This window comes from Vibrio sp. 10N.247.311.49 (assembly GCF_041467655.1).
Lineage (GTDB): Bacteria > Pseudomonadota > Gammaproteobacteria > Enterobacterales > Vibrionaceae > Vibrio > Vibrio crassostreae_C.
In genome coordinates this window covers 50,016-70,441 of the sequence record NZ_JBFSVA010000012.1, presented here as the reverse complement: position 1 = coordinate 70,441, position 20,426 = coordinate 50,016, and the positions used below count along the sequence as shown (strand labels likewise).

Annotated in this window: 20 protein-coding genes and 3 pseudogenes; 12 read left to right on the top strand and 11 right to left on the bottom strand. The window is 44.0% G+C overall.

Going from position 1 to position 20,426, the window contains the following annotated elements; translation table 11 throughout:
- Nucleotides 1-153: 153 nt before the first annotated feature.
- Nucleotides 154-1,346 (bottom strand): annotated as a pseudogene (locus tag AB6E54_RS13435) (outer membrane protein transport protein).
- Nucleotides 1,336-1,605, bottom strand: a pseudogene (locus AB6E54_RS13430) (lipase); the annotation flags it as partial. The pseudogenes AB6E54_RS13430 and AB6E54_RS13435, both read right to left, overlap by 11 nt.
- Nucleotides 1,606-1,684: 79 nt before the next feature.
- Here AB6E54_RS13430 and AB6E54_RS13425 point away from each other — a divergent pair.
- Together AB6E54_RS13425 and dcuC are read left to right on the top strand one after the other, a co-directional pair.
- Nucleotides 1,685-2,592 (top strand): annotated as a pseudogene (locus AB6E54_RS13425) (IS5 family transposase).
- Nucleotides 2,593-3,114: 522 nt separating this feature from the next.
- Nucleotides 3,115-4,482 (top strand): anaerobic C4-dicarboxylate transporter DcuC, encoded by a 1,368-nt coding sequence (gene dcuC / locus AB6E54_RS13420; RefSeq protein WP_016788598.1) that lies wholly within the window; start codon nt 3,115-3,117, stop codon nt 4,480-4,482.
- A 169-nt stretch (nt 4,483-4,651) separates the two neighbouring features.
- On the opposite strand, the gene AB6E54_RS13415 is transcribed toward dcuC, so the two are convergent.
- Nucleotides 4,652-5,284 (bottom strand): response regulator, encoded by a 633-nt coding sequence (locus AB6E54_RS13415; protein WP_017062609.1) that lies wholly within the window; start codon nt 5,282-5,284, stop codon nt 4,652-4,654.
- Nucleotides 5,271-7,001 (bottom strand): nitrate/nitrite two-component system sensor histidine kinase NarQ, encoded by a 1,731-nt coding sequence (gene narQ, locus AB6E54_RS13410; RefSeq protein WP_017062610.1) that lies wholly within the window; start codon nt 6,999-7,001, stop codon nt 5,271-5,273. The genes AB6E54_RS13415 and narQ overlap by 14 nt, the downstream gene beginning before the upstream one ends.
- Nucleotides 7,002-7,254: 253 nt before the next feature.
- Between narQ and napF the strand changes: the two genes are divergently transcribed.
- From napF to AB6E54_RS13380, 6 genes are all read left to right on the top strand, one after another.
- Entirely contained in the window at nt 7,255-7,734 is a 480-nt protein-coding gene (gene napF / locus AB6E54_RS13405; protein ID WP_017062611.1) for a ferredoxin-type protein NapF, read from the top strand.
- A gap of 23 nt (nt 7,735-7,757) precedes the next feature.
- Nucleotides 7,758-8,063: a chaperone NapD gene (locus AB6E54_RS13400; RefSeq protein WP_019824440.1), complete on the top strand. Its 306-nt coding sequence runs from the start codon at nt 7,758-7,760 to the stop codon at nt 8,061-8,063.
- Nucleotides 8,060-10,549, top strand: a complete 2,490-nt coding sequence (gene napA, locus AB6E54_RS13395) for a periplasmic nitrate reductase subunit alpha (RefSeq protein ID WP_102320774.1) — start codon at nt 8,060-8,062, stop codon at nt 10,547-10,549. The genes AB6E54_RS13400 and napA overlap by 4 nt, the downstream gene beginning before the upstream one ends.
- 125 nt (nt 10,550-10,674) lie before the next feature.
- The gene (locus AB6E54_RS13390; protein WP_102333502.1) at nt 10,675-11,130 is read left to right on the top strand and encodes a nitrate reductase cytochrome c-type subunit; all 456 of its coding nucleotides are present in this window, start codon (nt 10,675-10,677) and stop codon (nt 11,128-11,130) included.
- Between the two features lie 29 nt (nt 11,131-11,159).
- Nucleotides 11,160-11,741: a NapC/NirT family cytochrome c gene (locus tag AB6E54_RS13385; protein ID WP_009845456.1), complete on the top strand. Its 582-nt coding sequence runs from the start codon at nt 11,160-11,162 to the stop codon at nt 11,739-11,741.
- A gap of 11 nt (nt 11,742-11,752) precedes the next feature.
- On the top strand, nt 11,753-11,890 hold the full coding sequence (locus AB6E54_RS13380) for a TIGR02808 family protein (RefSeq protein WP_010430103.1): 138 nt from the start codon (nt 11,753-11,755) through the stop codon (nt 11,888-11,890).
- A gap of 437 nt (nt 11,891-12,327) precedes the next feature.
- Here AB6E54_RS13380 and AB6E54_RS13375 read toward each other — a convergent pair whose 3' ends face one another.
- On the bottom strand, nt 12,328-13,011 hold the full coding sequence (locus tag AB6E54_RS13375; RefSeq protein ID WP_372106100.1) for an SH3 domain-containing protein: 684 nt from the start codon (nt 13,009-13,011) through the stop codon (nt 12,328-12,330).
- Nucleotides 13,012-13,107: 96 nt separating this feature from the next.
- Between AB6E54_RS13375 and AB6E54_RS13370 the strand changes: the two genes are divergently transcribed.
- Nucleotides 13,108-13,683 (top strand): hypothetical protein, encoded by a 576-nt coding sequence (locus AB6E54_RS13370; protein ID WP_102394558.1) that lies wholly within the window; start codon nt 13,108-13,110, stop codon nt 13,681-13,683.
- A gap of 269 nt (nt 13,684-13,952) precedes the next feature.
- Nucleotides 13,953-14,195 carry a hypothetical protein gene (locus tag AB6E54_RS13365; RefSeq protein ID WP_017062621.1) on the top strand — a complete coding sequence of 81 codons (243 nt, stop codon included), beginning with the start codon at nt 13,953-13,955 and terminating at the stop codon, nt 14,193-14,195.
- A gap of 169 nt (nt 14,196-14,364) precedes the next feature.
- On the opposite strand, the gene AB6E54_RS13360 is transcribed toward AB6E54_RS13365, so the two are convergent.
- On the bottom strand, nt 14,365-14,823 hold the full coding sequence (locus tag AB6E54_RS13360) for an Lrp/AsnC family transcriptional regulator (protein ID WP_017062622.1): 459 nt from the start codon (nt 14,821-14,823) through the stop codon (nt 14,365-14,367).
- A 149-nt stretch (nt 14,824-14,972) separates the two neighbouring features.
- Between AB6E54_RS13360 and AB6E54_RS13355 the strand changes: the two genes are divergently transcribed.
- Both AB6E54_RS13355 and AB6E54_RS13350 read left to right on the top strand, forming a co-directional pair.
- Nucleotides 14,973-15,902: a DMT family transporter gene (locus AB6E54_RS13355; RefSeq protein ID WP_017064490.1), complete on the top strand. Its 930-nt coding sequence runs from the start codon at nt 14,973-14,975 to the stop codon at nt 15,900-15,902.
- 158 nt (nt 15,903-16,060) lie between these two features.
- Complete coding sequence (locus AB6E54_RS13350) at nt 16,061-16,525, top strand: hypothetical protein (protein ID WP_017062624.1); 465 nt, start codon at nt 16,061-16,063, stop codon at nt 16,523-16,525.
- A 48-nt stretch (nt 16,526-16,573) separates the two neighbouring features.
- Here the strand turns inward: AB6E54_RS13350 and AB6E54_RS13345 are convergent, their stop codons facing one another.
- The 5 genes from AB6E54_RS13345 to AB6E54_RS13325 all read right to left on the bottom strand — a co-directional run bounded on the left by AB6E54_RS13345 (nt 16,574) and on the right by AB6E54_RS13325 (nt 20,333).
- Nucleotides 16,574-17,947, bottom strand: a complete 1,374-nt coding sequence (locus AB6E54_RS13345) for a sensor histidine kinase (protein ID WP_372106098.1) — start codon at nt 17,945-17,947, stop codon at nt 16,574-16,576.
- 66 nt (nt 17,948-18,013) lie between these two features.
- Complete coding sequence (locus AB6E54_RS13340; RefSeq protein WP_017067448.1) at nt 18,014-18,745, bottom strand: response regulator transcription factor; 732 nt, start codon at nt 18,743-18,745, stop codon at nt 18,014-18,016.
- Between the two features lie 81 nt (nt 18,746-18,826).
- Nucleotides 18,827-19,507 carry a spondin domain-containing protein gene (locus AB6E54_RS13335; RefSeq protein WP_372106096.1) on the bottom strand — a complete coding sequence of 227 codons (681 nt, stop codon included), beginning with the start codon at nt 19,505-19,507 and terminating at the stop codon, nt 18,827-18,829.
- Nucleotides 19,508-19,516: 9 nt separating this feature from the next.
- Nucleotides 19,517-20,200: a spondin domain-containing protein gene (locus AB6E54_RS13330; RefSeq protein WP_065583911.1), complete on the bottom strand. Its 684-nt coding sequence runs from the start codon at nt 20,198-20,200 to the stop codon at nt 19,517-19,519.
- Nucleotides 20,193-20,333 (bottom strand): hypothetical protein, encoded by a 141-nt coding sequence (locus tag AB6E54_RS13325; protein WP_017067451.1) that lies wholly within the window; start codon nt 20,331-20,333, stop codon nt 20,193-20,195. Before AB6E54_RS13325 ends, AB6E54_RS13330 begins: the two co-directional genes overlap by 8 nt.
- Nucleotides 20,334-20,426: the final 93 nt, after the last annotated feature.

The following is a 20,426-nucleotide window of genomic DNA, read 5'->3' as shown; positions in this document are numbered from 1 at the left end:
TTTTTCTAAGCAGCTATTTCTTACTTAATGAGCTTCCAGCTATTTAAATAATGCTAAAACAGCTAATAATGAGAAAAGGGCTCAACTCACTGTCGAGCCCTGCAATTTTTATATGATTCCTAAATTTTTACGTTCTGAACTCCAAAGTAAAAGTTAAAAACGATGCTGATATTGAACACCAAGCAAAAGAGCATCGGCAGTCACATCAGCAGTTATATTGGAACTCGTTCCTGGAATCGTCGTCAGGTTTTCGTCAATATCTTGTGATTCTCCGATGATAAATCCGACTCCAACGTCCACAGAACTGGCATTGGTGAAGTTATATGTCCCTCCGACCGTGAGCCAGTGACGGTTAACATCAGGAATAGAGAGCGATGTGAGTTCGTCAGTCGGGGAAATGTCGTACATGTAACCCGCTCTTAGAACGACCTCTTTTGACATGGTGTACGTACCACCGACAGAAACATGTCCTGCATCTTTCCATTGATACTCTTTAATAGAGTCGTCATAAGAGTCAGATGTTAGCGAGTCAAATTCAGACCAGTTCACCCACTGCAAGCTGTAATGGAAAGCCCACTGTTCGTTGAGCTGGTGCCAACCGGAAAACTCTAGAGTGTCTGGTAGAGGTACGTTCATCTTGTCGGCAGGAACGCCGCCTTTGGTAATGTCACCTTCCACTTCGATATCTGGGCTGTAACGGTAACTAATACCAAACTTGTTATGTTCATTGACTTGGTAAGTCGCACCAACGTTAGCCCCCAAAACGAAACCGTCTGCATCTACGTTTAACAAGTTTTGGCGGTATATTTCGCCCTCACCGTAAATAACATCTAGCCCTATGCCCAAATTGATTTTTTTAGACAACTCGTAAGCCACAGCGAAACCCACATTGATACTGGAAAGCGCCGTTTTTCCTCCAAACTCATCAGCTTCGAACGAGTTATCAAATTCAACGTCAGTACCGAAATTGGAGTGAACCGTTACACCTAATGTGAACTTCGAATCTTCGATAGAATGAACATAATGAATGTTTGGAACTAATGTCCCTGCGTCTAATGATTGGTCATCCAACATTTCAGTATCACCAATCATTGGCGTGTAGCTAACATTAGACACATCAATACCACTATCGACATAGATAGCACCTACAGAAAGTGTTGGTTGCTCGATGTAAGCCATCGCAGCGCTGTTCTTAGCCACAATTGCCGCACTATCGGCCATAACAGCATCACCCGCGAATGCACGACCTAACCCTGTTACGGACTGTGCGTTAAGTTGAAAACCGGCCGCGTTAATCAGGCAAGGAACAAGAGCAACTGCAGTGCCCAAAAAAGTTTATTCTTCATTTTGAGGCACCTCTGTTTCGATATGATCTTCGTTATTAATGACAACAAGCGAACCGTCAGTCATCACCATCGAAGCAACAGCTAACTGTTGGGTTGTCACGGCTTCACGTACATCTGACATATTTCCGCCTGGCATACCCGGTAGGCCATTTTCATCAACGGGGCCTTCATACGGGAATAAGTACGTACCATGTCCACCGGTTGTCGTTCTTATGACTCCACCGAGTTCGATCTGATCACGCTTTGTACCCGTTATTGGGGGCGTTGTTGCCTAAATCAATTGAACCTTTTTCGAGTCCTGCGATCTGATCCTTTATGATGGTTAGAGCGGTGACAACATGGGTAAGGCGAAAAAGAAGATAACTAACTGGGCGGAGTACAATAAGGCTTTGTGCAAACGGGGCTCGGTTACGTTCTGGATAGATGATACAGCCGTAGATGCATGGCGATGCAAAACCCATCATGGTAAGCGTGGTAGAGGCTTTCAGTACTCTGATACAGCGATTGAAACTGCCTTGATGATTAAAGGAGTATTCTCATTACCATTACGTGCTCTCAAGGCTTTATTGATTCTATCTTTGAGCTATTGGATGTTCCACTGACGTCCCCTGACTACACCTGTATCAGCAAACGCTCGAAGACAGTTCAGGTCAAATATCGCAATAAATCCAAAGGAGCTATTCGCCATATAGCCATTGACTCGACTGGTCTCAAAGTTTTTGGCGAGGGTGAATGGAAAGTGAAAAAGCACGGCGCCGAAAAACGCAGAACTTGGCGTAAACTGCACTTAGCTGTTGATGTAGAAACTCATGAGGCCATTAGTGCAGAAGTCAGTCTTGTAAGTGTTGGCGATAACGAAGTGCTGCCAACATTACTCAACCCTTTACGTAGAAAGATCCATACAGTATCTGCTGATGGAGCATATGACACAAAAAGTTGCCATGAGACTCTGAAAAATAAGGGCTGTACTCCGTTGATACCACCTCGAAAGAATGCGGCTCTTTGGGAAGATGGGCATCCCAGAAATGAAGCTGTAGAGGCTCTTAAAAACGGAACAATAACGGAGTGGAAATCTGAGTCTGGTTACCACTATCGCTCAATATCTGAGACCGCAATGTCTCGATATAAAGGACTAACCAGCGGTAAATTGAGCTTGAGATGTTACAACGCTCAAGTGGGAGAAATCATGGCGAATGTCAAAGCTATAAACAAAGTCATAGGACTAGGTATGCCTGTTAGAAGCTAACGATTAGTCAAATATGGCGTCGTTGAACCTCAAGCTGATTTGATCAACAACGCCAATCGTTTAACTATCAACTATTTCGGTCAGTAGCTGTACTTAAGCCAATACGTTAGGAGCTATGCATTTCCACATCAATTCAACTCTCGCTGAAGCCTACTTAACTTTCCATTCCCAGTAGGCATCAGTTCATAAATTAATCCGATATCATGTAAAAATACACACTTCTTTTTAGTTCTGCACGTTAGGCTCCAAAAGTCATAGATTTATAAATCCACACCTTTGTATACAACTCCTCACTATAAAGGTGATCCAAGTTATATTCTATTGAGATAGATAATTTGTTTATTAACATCTAAACAACAGTAGTTGTTCATGATTTACAACCACAATTAACATCAAAGAAAATGTTTGTCTTAGATCATATCAACCTCAACTATGCCTCGTGCCACAGTGCAGTTTTCTGTACATTCATTGTCATATTCTGAAACACTTTCTTATATTTTTTTAAACTTTGTGGAGATTTCTATGTTAGAGCTCTTGATCGGATTAGTGATTACTATCGCTGTTGGTTACTTTATTGTGAAAGGCTATAAAGCGGCAGGTGTATTACTGACAGCTGGCCTTGCCCTACTTCTTATTACTGGCCTTATAGGTCACACAGTCTTACCCGCTAAGGTCGCTTCAACAGGTAACATGGTTACCGACTCACTAGAATTCGTTAAGTACATGCTTCAGTACCGTGGAGGCGGCCTAGGCATGCAAATCATGCTTCTTTGTGGCTTTGCTTCTTACATGACGCATATCGGCGCAAACAATGTGGTAGTAAAACAATTCTCTAAACCGCTTGCTGCTATCAAATCTCCATACGTACTTCTTGTTGCGGCTTACATCGTAGCGTGTCTAATGTCTCTAGCAGTAAGTTCTGCAACAGGCCTTGGCGTGCTATTGATGGCGACCCTATTCCCAATGATGACGGCAATGGGTATTTCTCGTCCAGCAGCGGTGGCGGTTTGTGCATCACCTGCAGCAATCATTCTTTCACCAACGTCGGGTGATGTGGTTATCGCAGCAGAAAAATCAGGTATGTCTCTTGATGTGTTTGCTGTTCAAACGGTACTGCCTGTTTCTATCTGTGCGATCATCGTGATGGCGGGTGCGGCTTTCTTCTGGAACAAATACCTAGATAAGAAAGAAAACACGCCAATGGAAAAAGTAGACGTTTCAGAAATTGAAACGAATGCGCCGGCTTTTTATGCTGCTCTTCCATTCTTACCTATTTTTGGAGTATTTCTATTCAACGGTCGTACCATTCCGGGCCTTTCACTTGATATCTACACCATCGTAGTAGGTTCAATTTTCGTGGGCGCTGTTATCGATTACGTTGTGAAGAAGTTTGACGGCGAAAAAACACTAGAAGACCTAGATTCTTGCTACCAAGGTATGGCCGAAGCATTTAAAGGCGTAGTAATGCTGTTGGTTGCGGCGGGTGTATTTGCTCAGGGCCTAATGTCTATCGGTGCAATTGATAACCTAATCGGCCTTGCTGAATCAGCTGGCGCTGGCGGTATCGCATTAATGCTTATCCTGACTGGTCTAACAGTTGCTGCTGCTATCGCGACAGGTTCTGGTAACGCGCCATTCTATGCATTCGTAGAACTGGCTCCGTCACTTGCTGCGAAAATGGGCTTGAACCCTGCGTTCCTAATCATCCCAATGCTTCAAGCGTCTAACTTAGGCCGTACAATTTCTCCTGTTTCGGGTGTAATTGTAGCGACTTCTGGCATGGGTAAAATCAGCCCGTTTGAAGTCGTTAAACGTACTTCAGTACCAGTAATCTGTGGTCTTATCACGGTGATCTTCGGTACGCTTGTTCTAGTACCAATGGCAGCTTAATTGTCAGTAAAACAGACATGATTATTTGGATATAAAATGCCCTAATAAAAAGGCGCTGAACTTAGTAAGTTCAGCGCCTTTTTTAATGTCACTTTCTCACATCGTCAAAACTATCGAGACATGTATAAACAGTCAGGCTTGAAATAGTGTTATCTCAAAGGACCAAGCCCTACTTCATTTCACCATAGCGTTCTAGATACAGAACCGTGGCAGCGGTACGGGAAGGCACTTGCAGCTTTTTCAGTAGACTCTTCATATGTACCTTAACTGTCGATTCAGAAATGAACAGGTGATCAGCGATCTGCTTATTGCGGTAACCTTTCGCGACTTCTTGAAGGATCTGCATTTCGCGTTCAGTCAGTTGTTCGAAGATATCATTGCGGCTTCCAGCATCATTTAGGTAACGAGCAACCACACTGCTGTAAGCCTTGTCACCGCTGTGTGCTTGCTTAAGCAGTTCAATTAACTCATCGGGTTCAGTGTCTTTCAACAAGTAGCCATCAGCGCCTGCTTTTACAATCGCTTCAATGTCTGCAGGGCTATCAGAAACCGTTAGAATAACAATGTTTGCGCTAGAACCGTCAGTGCGAAGTGCTTTCAAGGTATCTAAACCAGACATGCCCTTCATATTGAGATCCAAAAGGATCAAATCAGGTTCTTCTTCATGAGCAAGAGCAACCGCTTCAGTGCCGTTACTTGCTTCTGCAATCACTTCGAATTCGTCTTCAAAGCTCAGTAATTGGCTTATACCTCTGCGCATCAATGGATGATCATCAACCAGCATTACTTTACAAATCGTCAACTTTAACTTCCTTCAAACTTTTATATTTCAATATGACTGTACAGCCTTCACCTTGCGCCGCTTCAATCGTCAAGTCGCCATTCAGTCTTGCCGCACGCTCCTGCATAATGCTCATCCCGTAGTGGTTCACCTTGGAACTACTTGAGTCAAAGCCATCTCCATTATCTTTTATCACGACTAATACTTCACCGTCCTCATCGATACAGCATACATCTATCAAGTCGGCATTGGCGTGTTTTATTGCATTTATTGTTGCTTCACGAATCAATTGAAGCAAGTGAACCTGACTATGCGCATCAAGCTCGATCGATGAGAGATTATTAGTGAGGTTAATCTTCGCATCGGTTCTCTCGCTGAGCGCCTCAAGCATGGTACTTAAGGCGTCTCCAAAGTTGCCCTCTTTAATGGTCAACCTAAATGTGGTGAGTAGCTCTCTTAACTGGGTATAAGCGTCGGCTAAGCCGTTTCCGATCTCAGACGCGATTTGTTCAGATTGCTCTCGGTGCTGTTGCTCTGGCAGTTTGCCAATCACACGCTTTAATAGTGTAACTTGAATTTTCAAGTACGACAGTGATTGAGCCAATGAATCGTGGAGTTCACGTGCAATCGTGGCACGCTCTTCCATGATAATAAGCTGTTCAGCTTTCTTTTGAGCACGATTGTAGTAGATCGCTCTCGATAGCAGTTGAATGAAGCTTTCGATCAGAGCTTTAGTTGAGTGCCCGTGGTGATATGAACAGTATAAATAGCCGAGAATAAGTTCGTTATCGTCGAGTTTCATCTCAAACTTTTCGTAGTCTAAATTCGAATCGTAACCTTCATCCATAATCAATGAACGGCCTGAGTTATCGACAATCTCGAGCCTCAGTGATCCAATCCCTTCCAAGCTCACGAGATGCTGCAAGATAGCTCGGAAGTTTTCAGGAGCAATACGCGTCACCGTGAGCTCTTGTGACGAGTTATAAAGTGCCTGCAGCGACTGGTTCGCATTTTGCAGCTCAATCGTCTTTGCATCCACCACATCTTCAAGGTTTCGATAAAGCACGCCTAAATCTTTGGCCATCGAGTTGAAGGTTTTGGTCAAAATGCCCATTTCGTTGTTACTGGTCACCTTGAGTTCTACCTCGAAGTCGCTGTTTTTGATTCTTTGGCTCGCACCGACAAGAGCATGTAGCGGTTTAACAACCTGTTTACGTACAAAGTGAACAACAAAAAGAGATATGACCAGAATCCCACCAAGGCCGATACCACCAGCCCACGCTAACTTTATTAACTTGTCTTCAGAGAACTCTTGCAGCTTATAAACGAAGCCATCGATTTCAGCCACGAAGTTTTCAACCAACACGAGATAGTGATCGCGCTCTTCGCTATTCAAGACCTGTTTTAGCTCATGCCAACGGCCGATAATTAAATAGTAATCTTCTGTGATGTCTGTCGGAACATTCCAACTGACCAAATTAGTCATGGATGGCGAGTAAAGAGAACTTTCGAATTCACGAATATGAGATTCATAATCGACAGATTCTATTTGAATATCATGGGCTAAACGGTAGCTTTGCATTCGCATTGAACCGGCCACGTTAACCGCTTCCGCATCATTCAAACTTGAAGCCAAAGTAAAGATGGCAAAGCCAGTCGTAGCAACCGACAACAGCAGTATAGAGAGCAAAGATTTTGCTATCGTACTTGTTACAGATGAAACCGGTTTTATAAGCAAAAGTGCCTTCCTATTGATAAATGACTTGCCAGCGATATCGTATTGTCACACATCAAAAATCATAGCTCCATTCAATATGTGATCACTCGCTCCGTAATTTATTGATCTAAGACAATATATGCCCCCAATTAGCCCTTAGGGGGTATTTATACAATTGTTTCTAAAACTACACTACTTGTGAGGACTCATTACAAGATATTAATAGAATAATGACCTACAATTACAACATCTTAGTAACATCTATAGGTATCTAGTGGTAGATCTATCAAAACGCCGTCTTTTTTCTAGACGAAAAGTTGACTCAAGCCAGATTCGTTTGCCTTGGATTGACAGCCTAGAAAGCTTTACAGATGACTGTACTCGCTGCGGTAAATGCATCGAGAGTTGTGAGACTAAGATAATCATTGTAGGCGATGGTGGTTTTCCCACTGTAGATTTCTCTATTGATGAGTGTACGTTCTGCTATCAATGTGCAGATGTTTGTCCCGAACCCATTTTTAAGCCAAAGCAAGGAGAGCCTTGGCAAGCAAAAGCACAAATCTCTGATAAGTGTTTAGCGCAACAAAATGTTGAATGCCGAAGCTGTGGTGACATGTGTGAACCTATGGCCATTCAATTTGAACTTAGAGCAGGCAGTGTTGCTCTACCAAAAATCGAGTTAGATGAGTGTAGCGGTTGTGGGGCCTGCGTAGCAATTTGCCCTACTTCGGCTATTCTTGTGAGTAATGCATAAAACAAAAATAACGAGAGCAATTTATGGCACTAAATGAAGTGCATATATCAAGTTTAGTCGTGCATGTGAGCCCAGAGCATCTAGACGAGATCAAAGCACAAATCGAGCAATTCGATAATGCAGAGATTTACGGCAGCAGCCCTGAAGGCAAAATCATCGTGGTCCTAGAAACCGAGAACCAAGGTTTTGTAACGGACACCATCGAAGAAATTAATAATATTACGAACGTTTTAGGGACAGCTTTGGTTTATCACCAAATCGAGACTGGACTGGACGAAACGGATTTAGAAACTGGAAGCAACAATTCTCAACTTGAGGGTGAAGTATGAAAATGACAAGACGTGCGTTTGTGAAAGCAAACGCAGCTGCATCAGCGGCAGCCGTTGCAGGTGTAACTCTACCGGCAACAGCAACCAACCTGATTGCTAGCTCTGATCAAACAAAAATCACGTGGGATAAAGCGCCTTGTCGTTTTTGTGGTACGGGCTGTTCAGTACTAGTAGGTACTCAAAACGGTAAAGTGGTTGCGACTCAAGGCGATCCAGAAGCTCCTGTAAACAAAGGCCTTAACTGTATCAAAGGCTACTTCCTTTCAAAAATCATGTACGGCAAAGACCGTCTAGAACAACCTCTTCTTCGTATGAAAGATGGTGAGTTCCATAAAGATGGTGATTTCGCACCCGTATCTTGGGACAAAGCGTTCGACGTGATGGCTGAGAAATGGAAAGCTTCACTGAAGAAGAACGGTCCAACAGGTGTTGGTATGTTCGGTTCAGGCCAATGGACAGTAATGGAAGGCTACGCAGCCGTTAAGATGATGAAAGCGGGTTTCCGTTCAAACAACATAGATCCAAACGCTCGTCACTGTATGGCTTCTGCTGTAGTAGGCTTCATGCGCACTTTCGGTATTGATGAGCCAATGGGTTGTTACGATGACTTTGAACACGCAGACGCATTCGTACTGTGGGGTTCAAACATGGCAGAAATGCACCCAGTACTATGGACTCGTATTACAGACCGTCGTCTAAGCCACCCACACGTTAAAGTAAACGTACTGTCTACTTACTACCACCGTTCTTTCGAGCTTGCAGACACGGGTTACATCTTCGAACCTCAATCAGATCTAGCAATTGCTAACTTCATTGCTAACTACATCATTCAAAACGATGCCGTTAACTGGGACTTCGTGAACAAGCACACGAACTTCAAGCAAGCAACGACAGACATCGGTTACGGTCTGCGTGACGATGATCCACTACAGAAAGCAGCCGCAAACCCTAACTCAGGCGAAATGACTGCTATCTCTTTCGAAGACTACAAAGCGTCTGTTGCTGAATACACAGTTGAGAAAGCGTCTGAAATGTCAGGTGTATCTCAAGAAGACCTTATCAAGCTGGCTAAGCAATATGCCGATCCAAACATCAAAGTAATGTCACTTTGGACTATGGGTATGAACCAACATACTCGTGGCGTATGGATGAACAGCCTTGTATACAACATCCACCTTCTTACAGGTAAGATTTCTACTCCAGGTAACAGCCCATTCTCACTAACTGGCCAACCGTCAGCGTGTGGTACAGCGCGTGAAGTTGGTACATTCGCTCACCGTTTACCTGCCGATATGGTGGTTGCTAACCCTAAACACCGTAAAATTGCAGAAGATATCTGGAAACTTCCAGAAGGCACCATTCCACCGGTACCCGGCGCTCACGCTGTTCTTCAAGACCGTATGTTGAAAGACGGTAAAATCAACGCTTACTGGGTAATGTGTAACAACAACATGCAAGCGGGTCCAAACATCAACACTGAACGTCTGCCAGGTTACCGTAACCCAGATAACTTCATTGTATGTTCTGACCCGTACCCAACGGCAACAGCTCAAGCGGCTGACCTCATCCTTCCAACAGCAATGTGGATTGAGAAAGAAGGCGCTTACGGTAACGCAGAGCGTCGTACACAAGCATGGTACCAACAAGTGAAAACTGTAGGTGAAGCTAAGTCTGACCTATGGCAAATCATGGAATTCTCTAAGCGCTTCACTATTGAAGAAGTTTGGGGTGAAGAACTGGTTGCGAAAATGCCTGAGTACCGTGGCAAAACCATGTACGACGTGCTTTACAAAAACGGCAACGTTGATGCATTCCCACTGTCTGAAGCTCAAGAGCTTAACGACGATGCACAAGCTCAAGGTTTCTACGTTCAAAAAGGTCTATTCGAAGAATACGCAGCCTTTGGTCGCGGCCACGGTCACGATTTAGCACCATACGATCGCTACCACCAAGTTCGTGGTCTACGTTGGCCTGTTGTTGACGGTAAAGAGACACTATGGCGCTTTAAAGAAGGTTCAGATCCATATGCTAAGAAAGGTTCTGATTGGGACTTCTACGGCAAACCAGATGGTAAAGCACTGATCATCAATGCACCATACGAAGCGCCACCTGAAGTACCAAACGATGAATACGATATGTGGCTATGTACAGGTCGTGTTCTTGAGCACTGGCACACAGGTACTATGACTCGTCGTGTACCAGAACTTTACAAAGCAGTACCGGATGCACTTTGTTACATCCACCCTGCTGATGCTAAAGCTCGTGGTCTTCGCCGTGGTGATGAAGTTCTTATCGAAAACAAACGTGGTGAAGTACGCGTTCGTGTTGAAACTCGTGGTCGTAACCGTCCACCACAAGGCTTGGTATTCGTACCATTCTTTGATGCAAGAATTCTGATCAACAAGTTGATCTTGGATGCAACGGATCCTCTGTCTAAACAGACGGATTACAAGAAGTGTCCAGTTAAGATCACTAAGGTCGCTTAAGGACAATATGTTCTTACCACTTAGCTCGTAGATCTGACGTTTTTAATATTGCGACTGCTTTTTTCGTTACTTTTTGAAAGAAGTAGTCCACTCAAAGAATTAGCCTTTAGGCGGAGAAATTAACCATGAAAAAACTGATTACTGCCCTACTATCAGCTGGTCTTTTGCTAGCTGGTGCAGTTCAAGCTGAACTGGATAACCCAGGCGGCATTGGTGGCGTAGAATCTCTACGTGGTGCAAGTGAACTTGAAGCAACTCGCGCAGCAGATGACTTCAAAAAGTTCCCTCGTGACCAAGTACTTGAGAGTGACTACGTATACCAACCACCTCTAGTGCCTCATACTATTCGTAGCTATGAAGTTTCTCTTAACGCTAACAAGTGTCTTTCTTGCCACAGCTGGAAAAACGCAAAAGAAATGGGTGCTACTAAAGTGAGTGTAACTCACTACATGAACCGTGAAGATGCGGTACTTGCAGACGTATCACCTCGTCGTTACTTCTGTCTACAGTGTCACGTACCTCAAGCTAATGCTAAGCCACTAGTTGAGAACGAGTTCAAACCTGTAGATTCACTGCGTTAATCGTAGCCGGACTGTAAGAGAGGCTATATATGATAAAATTACTTAAAGCGTTTTGGAAAAGACTTGCGACACCAAGCAAAGCAGCCGTAGGCGTTGTTTTGTTCTTGGGTTTCTCGGGTGGTCTTTTGTTCTGGGGTGCATTCAACACGGGTATGGAGGCAACCAACACGGAAGAATTCTGTTCTGGCTGTCACGCACCTATCGTTGCTGAAATCCAAGAGACAATTCACTACTCTAACCGTTCTGGTGTTCGTGCTATCTGTTCAGACTGTCACGTTCCTCATGAATGGACAGATAAAATTGTTCGTAAGGTTCAAGCATCTAAAGAGCTATACGCACACTTTATTGCGAAAACCATCAATACTGAAGAAAAGTTCAAAGCACGTCGTGCTCACCTAGCGGAACGCGAATGGGCTCGATTGAAGAAGAACGATTCACTTGAGTGTCGTAACTGTCACCAGTTCGATTACATGGACTTCTCAGAGCAGAGCCCCCGTAGTGCGAAACAACACTCGACTGCGCTAGCTTCTGGTGAAAAAACGTGTGTAGACTGTCACAAAGGTATTGCACACAAACTACCAGACATGCACGGCGTTGAAGGCTGGCAATAAGGAGCGATTGAATGAGTACTTTAGAAAGCGTAATTTGGCACATCCTAGGTTACAGCGCTATGCCAGTTATCATTCTTGGTGGCTTTGCAGGTGTTGCAGCCGTATCTCTTTGGATTTTATCTATGGGTAAAGACAAAGAAATCGATTAACAATCGAGATTCCATCAACTTCTACCAGATAATTCTGATATGAGTTGATACGAAAAAGCCACTGATTTCAGTGGCTTTTTTTATTGTCTGGTGCTTCGTATTTCGACTGTTAAGGTATTCCTACTGTTAAGTAAGAGGCAAAACGTTAAGCTTGGTTTTCCGAAGCTTCTGGATCGACGTTCTCTTTATCGACATCTTCCTTATCAAGAATCGGCAGCACCTGCTTTACGGAATCCCGACAACAATACTCTCATACCATAAAAACTGTAGACCCATTGTTTAAACGGAATAGCCAGATACTGCTTATATCGGATTAAATATAATGAGGTGCCAATAAAGAAGCCCACTCTGCGATAAAGTAAGATTTCAAAAATTTTACTTATGAACGGTAACCCTAAAGAATATTAATACGTCCAACACTTAAAATGGGGCGATTTTTACTTCGTAAATATTTCATTTGTATTTACATCAAGATAAATTTTGTTTTCAAGGGACAACCCACCACAATAAATAAAATAGACATCTCGATTGCTGTACTTAACAGATTTCACCCATCCGCCTAATTCTTCAAAATCACTTGGGGCACACTCCCCCTCAGAGATCAGTTTAGCCACCGAATTACGGAATTTTTCTTGATGGATCTTGAGGTCATCAGACTTAACCAAATAGGAATCCAATATCTCTTTGCTTTCTTTTTCCGAAATAATGACTTCATCATTCGATAAGCCTGACATAGAGACCCATTCCGCCGTCTGTGGGCCGCCTTCTTTAAGGACTATATAGTCTGAGATACGTGCCCATTCGCCTTGTTTCTCGAGTACCACCACCTTTTCCCCTTTATAGAGGTAATCTGTTATCAAGCCATCAATTTCAGGTTGCTCGACCACTTCAAGCTTTCTCTCCAAAACGTAAAATTCCGTCTGCTCTGGTTCAGGCTGAAGATCCATGATGGGTACAAGGTCAGATTCAGATTGCTCGGTAGCTTCTAACGCCGGCCCTTCCGTTTTCTCTTGTGGGATTGGGTCTTTATTCATGACCAAGAAGTAGTATGCCGCTCCTCCCCCTCCGCCCAATATCAACAACACAAGTAAAGCGATCAGCGCTTTTTTCATCAAATCCACCAGCTCTTCCGTTATAGGTATGTCTCAAGTGTACATCAACTCATGCTGCTGCTCATCTATACTCTCAATAGAGCGCACGGTAAGTAGAGGAAAGTCATGAGTTTTTGGGGGAAAGTTATCATTGTAAGCGTAACTTTGAGTGCCAATGTCGCTCTAGCGAATCATTGTGACCGTGAAAACTGGCAAACACTGTTGGATCGTCAGCTCTCTTTTGAAGGTCGCTATAGTCAGTACACCAAAGAGTTCAACCAAGTTCTTTCAACCTATGAGTCACAGACATTGTTATCTAAACACTTTAATGAAAAGCAGATCATTGAGCTTTGGGCAAAGTACGAAGAAAGGTTTAATGTGCAGCTCAATAGTCATATGAATACCGCGTATGACGTCTCCGAGGTTTTGCTACAACAGGCGTATGTTGTGTCTAGTGAACTTGAAGGCGCTGACTCTCTAGCGTATTCATGGCAAGCCGTCGCCAAACACTGCACCAAAGCAAGACTCCCGCGCCAGGCAGAAAGCGCAAAGGTGCACGTACAAAGCTCACAATCACTCTCCCGAGATCTCCATACACTCAGTGAAAAATTCCGTCAGCTGTCTTCAAAATACCGCAGAGAAGCGACGATGATTGATGAAGCGCGCCACATAAACCAACCAGCAAACGATGCATCAAACTGAAATCACCATTAGATTCTCTCACTCGTTCGACTGGACTTTTCCGATAAATATGCTCAATCCCATTCATAATATTCTAAGAACTCGTTAATCAAAGCTTTATCAATAGGTTGTAAAAGTAATGTGCTATCTATCAACAATGAAGTTCAATTTCCGACCAATGCAAGCGAGTATGTGAGATATTCATCACAAAATAGATTTACAAACCCCAGAAAATTGTTATCATGAATCTTCATATAACTTAATAACAAGAAACATTTGGGCTAGGTAATATGCAAAAGACTATGGCTTTCAACTGCTTGAGTAACACGGAATGGACTGCAGAGATAAGAGGTAAACTTTTATCTGTAGCTAAACACATGGAAGAGTTCGGTTCAGTAAGTGAGCTAGAGCTATGTAAGATATTTGGAGAGACAATTTGGAATGACGGCGTGGATTATCATTCACATGCTTTTTCATTTAGAATTAATGCACAAACTGGGGATTGTTCAATCTCTAACTTTAAGTATCACTAAGTTTTGCACCTATCATATACGGAGTACCTTTCACGAGGTGCTCCGTTTTTTATTGCCTGAAGCCTGACACTTAATGGATGATTTTTGATATTGACCGCGCTTCTACTTCAGGAGTAAACCATTTCGTTTTCAGCTCATTCTGCCTTCGTGTTACTGCTCAGAGTTTGGCTTAATCGGTATAAATTGGCAGTGGTGCATTGCCTTTTACTTGTCTTATCGCAAGGTGGGTATGAATATCTTTCACGTTAGAGAGCCTTTGAAGTTTTCTTGTAAATGCCTCGTAGGCCATCAAGTTCGGGCTAACCACTTCTAGCAAATAGTCATAAGCCCCAGATACAACGTGGCAACTGATCACCTCTTCCATCTCTACAACAGCCGCCTCAAACTTATCTATCGACACTTCTTGGTGGTTGTTTAGGCTCACCTCAACAAACACACTCATTGCGATGCCGACTTGTTCTCGTGACAAGCTCACACGATAACCGTCAATAATGCCCTTTTCTTCTAGCCTTTTGACTCGTCTTGCACAAGGCGAAGGTGATAAACCCACTTCATCAGCAAGTTCAGCCGTGGTTAACCTGCCATCTTTTTGTAGCAGTTCGAGAAGATGCCTATCAATTCTATCCATAGTAAATGCCAAACATTAGTTAAATCCGTTAATTATTTGGTGAATATTAGCAGAAATCATCAACGACAGTTCAAGTTTAGCCAAAACTTGCCAACCTGTGGCACACCAACTGTTCCATAATGAGTCATCACCCACTCTCCTTCTATATTATGAATCTTGGCTACTTATCTATTACTGTCACCCTACTCATTTGGGCGAGCTTTTTTCTTTCTCTTAAAGGCGGCGCAAATTCAGATTTAACACCTGCCGATATCGCTCTCACAAGATTTCTCATACCGGCTTTGGTGTTATTGCCTTTGATGTGGAAAGCACGCAGCGCAATTGCCGTCGTCCCTAAACGGTATCTAACGGGTATGTTCGTAGGTAGCGGATTACCTTATCTGCTTGTTGCCGGAACGGCCATGCAGTTTGTTCCGGTATCTCATGGCAGTGCTCTTGTTCCGGGCACGCTTCCTCTGTTCGTTACAGGAATTGCGGTACTCTTTTTTAAGCAGCCACTCAGCCGACATCGTGTTGTTGGTTTAGGTTTGGTTTTGCTCGGCATACTGTTGTTTTTAGGGAGTAGCTTAAGCAGCTTCAACTTCGAATACACCAAAGGTCATTTGTTGTTTTTATGCGGAAGCTTAATGTGGGCGATGTTCACCATCTCAGCCCGTGTCGCTAATCTTAATGCGTTAGTCAGTGCCGGTTTTATTTCTCTCTGTTCTACTTTGCTTTTACTCGTCCTAATCCTGACTGGAACCCTCCCAAGCCACCTAATGGACACACCAATCGCTAATTGGCCCTTCACGGAGCTTGCCGTTCATTCAACAGTGCAAGGCGTTGGGGCGGGTTTAATCGCTGCGTTCACTTACCTTTATGCGGTTAATACCTTAGGGGCTGAACGCTCTGCCGCTTTTGGCAGTGCAACACCCGCAGTGGCGACCTTGTTGGCGATCCCACTATTCAACGAGATTCCTGATGCGATGACTTGGCTCGCCCTTGGTTCTATTTGCATCGGCAGTTTGGTCGCGAGCAACATATTCATGAGAAACGACCAGTCGATGCAGTACCAACCGCCAAGCCATAGCAAAGCCTGATACTGCGTTCAAACCTAAATACAGTTCCCCTAAGCATCGATTTTAGGGCTTGTAGTACACAGATAAGCCTGCCAACGCAGGCTTATCTAAAATCTGCTTTTTCTAAACTCGCTTCTCCATTAAACTGTCCGACCTTTTTGCAGATCCAAGAGAACACCATGCAACGCGACTACACCTTAAATTGCTTAATCACCATGCCTCGCCATGAACTAGAAGAATTTAGTTTAAGAATGATTCATCGCCTTGTACCTGAAGATGCAATGACGGAATTGTTTACGTTCGAGCAAGAAGAAGTCACCAGCGAAGAACGCATGCAATCAGCGAAATTTGACGCAATGCTTCGAATGACAGCTATCGCGCTTGGTGAAGTAAACCTAGCCTTCTCAGAGTCGGATAACTCGCAACAGAACATCGAGCGAATGACTCGCCTACTGCTTTGGCACTTCTACTCAATTTCTTTCAACCTTGAAGAAGCAATCGCAATCGAAGTGCACTGTGAGAAAGTAGAAAAGATCTTAAAGAACGCACCTAAAGATGCGTTTGGCTGGGTTAAAGAATTAACTGAGCTACTTCACTTCTACGCGAAAGTGAACGAAGGCAACGAAGACAGTAAAGACGCTTAACGTTAGTTCTACGTAAGTATACATCGAGCTAAACGAAGGCAGACAGAGCTATACCGAAGGCAAATAAAAGCTTTGCTGAAAGGAGTTCTCTGCCTTTGTTGTTTCTAGCACGCTGTGATGTAACATCAGTATCGACTGCGCGATCTTGGTTCCTATTCCCAAAGAACCATTCGGCGCTTCCAGTTCAACCTCATTATGAATCACCACCTTCACCCGTTTGGAATCCGCTTCAAAACCAACATCTAACGACACCACAGTGCCACTTGGGCTATGCCTCAATGCATTATCTAACAGATTCAAAATCAACCTCTCAAGCAGATCACTGTCACCCACAGCCTTGATTCCAATAGGCATATTAATGTTCAACTCAACATTTTTATGGCGATATTTGCTTTGTATCGTTTCTAAGCATTCGCTCATCAGCCCATTGAAATCGATTGAAGCGTATTGATGTGTGGGTACCGGGTTATCTTTCTTGGCGCTATCTAACAGCGAATGGAGCTGTTCAGATAACTTGTTGCCATTGCGATATGCCACATCTATGAGTGGATCCGAATGTGGGTTTTGAATCCTCCACGTTTCTAGATACCCCAATACACTCGACAATGGCGTTTTCAAATCATGACTGAGCTGTAATAAGCTTTGTCTTCGATATGACGACTGATATTCAAGTTGCAAAAATTGCTGTTGAATGTGCTTCGCCATCAACTGATACGAGCGTGCAATCGGCACCAATTCTGGTACTTGATGAATGAAGTTCGGGTCCAATCGAAAATCTTGCTCTGCTTGTTGTTGCAGCTTGTTTGTAACTTCTTCGATAGGGTTTAAGAGGCTGCGCTTCACGAGCAGGTAAGCCCCAATCGCAAAACCTAAGATAGAGATCAGCATAAGTCCTGCTAGCGCCATATAAGGTGTGTCGACTTGCGAATTAGCAATCACGGTATGGCGATTACTGCCAATCAACACATACAGATACCCAACTGTTGAACCCAACTCTTCAATCGCAGCAACGGAAAACACCTTACGAGAATCAGGATTGATAGGGTCTTCGCCAAGAATCGGATAAGGCTCGTCATTTAAAAATTGTCTAATGGGTGCTAAGTCTATCTGGCTTGCCAACACAGTGCCTTCTGGCGCAGCATGCGTCGTGATATTTCCTTGGCTGTCGAGAAAATAAATGTCGAAATCGGGACCAATCAACATCAAGGTATGAAATATGGATTTAAGGGCTTTGGGGTTGTAGTCAGTCCCTATCATCAGAGGGTTATCATCGCGCATATGAACCGCGAGCTCTTTGTGTAAGCTCTGCTTAGTTCTTTGTTCTATGGTCTCTTTTTGCCAATTATAGGTATAAGCAATCACCACACTCACGAGCAGAAACCACAAACTGGTGAACAACACTAAACGCGATTTGAAACTCATGTTCTCTCCTCGATGGCTCTTAGGTCTTACTGGCCTTTTAGTAAACTTCGGACGCGACACATAGGCCTAAGCTTTCGACTCAAACTTATAACCAACACCCCAAACGGTTTTAATGAAATCATCATCACTATTCGGCATCGCAAGCTTGGTTCTTAGACGGTTGACTGTGCTACACACGGTATGGTGATAGCCAGAGTGATGAGTATTCCAAACATGATCGAGCAGCTCGTCTTTGCTATACACACGCCCCGGGCGGGTTGCTAAGAAATGAAGTAAGGTAAACTCGGTAGCTGTCAGCGGTACGTCTTGGTTATTGAGTGACACCTGATGGCGTTCAGGTTGAATAGTGAGCACACCAAAATTCATAATCGATTCTGCTGTCACAACCTCTTGAGTCGCTGATTCGACATGGCTTAAACGGCGAAGCACATTCCTCACTCTTGCTTGAAACTCGAGAACGCTGAAAGGTTTCGTTATGTAGTCATCAACACCGGCTTCTAAGCCTGACACCTTATCTAACTCAGCGTCTCTTGCGGTTAGCATGAGTACTGGCGTCCAATCCTCTTGCTGACGCAACATTCGACAGAAATCGAGTCCGTCACCGTCTGGTAAGCCACGATCCAGTACGATCAAATCGAAATGACCCTCTTTATAGAGCGCCTGAGCCTTTTCAATCACATTAGCTCTGATTACGTTATGCCCTTGGAACTTAAGATGCATCTGCACCAGTTCAGCCAAGTCATCATCGTCTTCAACCAACAATATGTTTGCCATCAAATTTACCGCAGCACTATTCATGATCCCTGCTCTATTCTGAGTCCGCCCACCTTTCAATTGACCGGAACAGAGCAGGAATTCTTTCATCGTGCTTTCAACCTGTTACTGAGTTCGAGTAATGGTGATTCTTGCACCGGGGTTAAGGAAACGATGATTTGCACTTAAAGTAGAAGTCGTAAGGCCATCATCTTGGCTGATTACGCCAGAGTGAAAACTCACTATATCGGTGTCGTCTCGTGTGGTATTAAAACCTTCACCACCGCCTGCTGGTCCCGGAATGGTTGCAGCAAGCTCATCGTTCAGCTCAGTTCCCGAATCCCAAACATTCATGTTCATGGTAAAGGTATCACCCACCGCTAATGACTTGAGCGATAATCCGGATTCGCCGACAAACGCATCATTGGTGTTCACCAACATCGAAGCAACTGAGATATACCCTTCTTGATTTGGGTCGACACGAATCGACACCGTGTCTTGCTCACCTGAAAGAATCAGTCCATTGCCTGAGATGCCTTGATAAACATTGGCGTCACTGTCACTGAGCGCAAGCAATTGTGCATTACTACCCCCTTCCGCCAAGTATTCCAGAACGACAGAGGCACTTTGCCCAACTTCAAACAGATCAAAATTCGTATTGTGAGTCAACACCGCGAGTGGTGACATTGGTTGATTGGGGGTGAGGTTAGTAACACTCACATCATAGCGATAGTAATCGTCGTCATCGTCCGGACAACCCGCTAACACAGCTACTGATGCAGCGATAAATAGAATTCTAGCTTTCATACATCCCCCTTACTTCACAACAATGGTGATAGTTGCAACAGGGTTTAACCATCGATGGCTACTGCTATCGAGGTCACTGATGCCGCCCGCCGCATCACCATCACCAATGTTACCTGGATGAATATGAACCTTAGCGTTTGATACTGCCGTTTCTACACCTGTGCCACCAGCGCCAAAGGTAATGAATGGAGGGTTCGGCATACTGCCCGCCAGCTCATCATTGGCTTCTGTGCCTGCGTCATAACCATTTAGAGTCGCTTTGTAGGTGCCCGCTTGAGTTGGGATCTTCCAGCTATCTAGACCAACAAAGCCGTCGTTTGTCGGCAGCAACATTGCACCCAATGATAGGTACTCTAAATCACCAGTACTGATATCAAACGTAGTTGCGACGCCTGGATTGAGGATGCCGGCCGCTGGGTTCTCAACCACCACGCCTCCCGCGTTGGCAATGACACCAGATAAACCTGAAATATCGCCTCCTTCGGCCATGGACTCTAGTTCCGAAGAAGCCGTTTCACCCGTTCTAAACATGAACAAGCTTGAGTCATGAGCCGCCGCTAAGATAGGCGTAAAGTAGATCCCTTTCGTTGCATTAGTGACAGTGACTTCAAGCTCAGCAGCCTGAACTTGAGCCGCTCCGAAGGCCAACATAGCCGAGCTGATCACTAAGCTGATTTGAGTACGTTTATTCATTTTGATTCCATCCTTTATCGAGTCCTATCGTTGCCAACAAAACGAATAACAGCGATATACCGTTACCTTTGCCAGAACGAACTGTGGTGTTGTTGACTCTAAGAATGACGATCAAATCTATCAGCAACTTCATTGAATTCTCATAAAACTCTCACAAGTTTATCCAAACTTATTACTGCAAATAAAAATAGCGATAAAGTACTAATATTTAATCGAAAAATATCAA

What these genes read in the sequence shown, in the direction of transcription:
- dcuC (WP_016788598.1), top strand. Translation starts at nt 3,115, where the DNA reads ATGTTAGAGCTCTTGATCGGATTAGTGATTACTATCGCTGTTGGTTAC.
- AB6E54_RS13400 (WP_019824440.1), top strand. Translation starts at nt 7,758, where the DNA reads ATGGCACTAAATGAAGTGCATATATCAAGTTTAGTCGTGCATGTGAGC.
- napA (WP_102320774.1), top strand. Translation starts at nt 8,060, where the DNA reads ATGAAAATGACAAGACGTGCGTTTGTGAAAGCAAACGCAGCTGCATCA.
- AB6E54_RS13390 (WP_102333502.1), top strand. Translation starts at nt 10,675, where the DNA reads ATGAAAAAACTGATTACTGCCCTACTATCAGCTGGTCTTTTGCTAGCT.
- AB6E54_RS13385 (WP_009845456.1), top strand. Translation starts at nt 11,160, where the DNA reads ATGATAAAATTACTTAAAGCGTTTTGGAAAAGACTTGCGACACCAAGC.
- AB6E54_RS13380 (WP_010430103.1), top strand. Translation starts at nt 11,753, where the DNA reads ATGAGTACTTTAGAAAGCGTAATTTGGCACATCCTAGGTTACAGCGCT.
- AB6E54_RS13370 (WP_102394558.1), top strand. Translation starts at nt 13,108, where the DNA reads ATGAGTTTTTGGGGGAAAGTTATCATTGTAAGCGTAACTTTGAGTGCC.
- AB6E54_RS13365 (WP_017062621.1), top strand. Translation starts at nt 13,953, where the DNA reads ATGCAAAAGACTATGGCTTTCAACTGCTTGAGTAACACGGAATGGACT.
- AB6E54_RS13360 (WP_017062622.1), bottom strand. Translation starts at nt 14,823, where the DNA reads ATGGATAGAATTGATAGGCATCTTCTCGAACTGCTACAAAAAGATGGC.
- AB6E54_RS13355 (WP_017064490.1), top strand. Translation starts at nt 14,973, where the DNA reads ATGAATCTTGGCTACTTATCTATTACTGTCACCCTACTCATTTGGGCG.
- AB6E54_RS13350 (WP_017062624.1), top strand. Translation starts at nt 16,061, where the DNA reads ATGCAACGCGACTACACCTTAAATTGCTTAATCACCATGCCTCGCCAT.
- AB6E54_RS13345 (WP_372106098.1), bottom strand. Translation starts at nt 17,947, where the DNA reads ATGAGTTTCAAATCGCGTTTAGTGTTGTTCACCAGTTTGTGGTTTCTG.
- AB6E54_RS13340 (WP_017067448.1), bottom strand. Translation starts at nt 18,745, where the DNA reads ATGAATAGTGCTGCGGTAAATTTGATGGCAAACATATTGTTGGTTGAA.
- AB6E54_RS13335 (WP_372106096.1), bottom strand. Translation starts at nt 19,507, where the DNA reads ATGAAAGCTAGAATTCTATTTATCGCTGCATCAGTAGCTGTGTTAGCG.
- AB6E54_RS13330 (WP_065583911.1), bottom strand. Translation starts at nt 20,200, where the DNA reads ATGAATAAACGTACTCAAATCAGCTTAGTGATCAGCTCGGCTATGTTG.
- AB6E54_RS13325 (WP_017067451.1), bottom strand. Translation starts at nt 20,333, where the DNA reads ATGAAGTTGCTGATAGATTTGATCGTCATTCTTAGAGTCAACAACACC.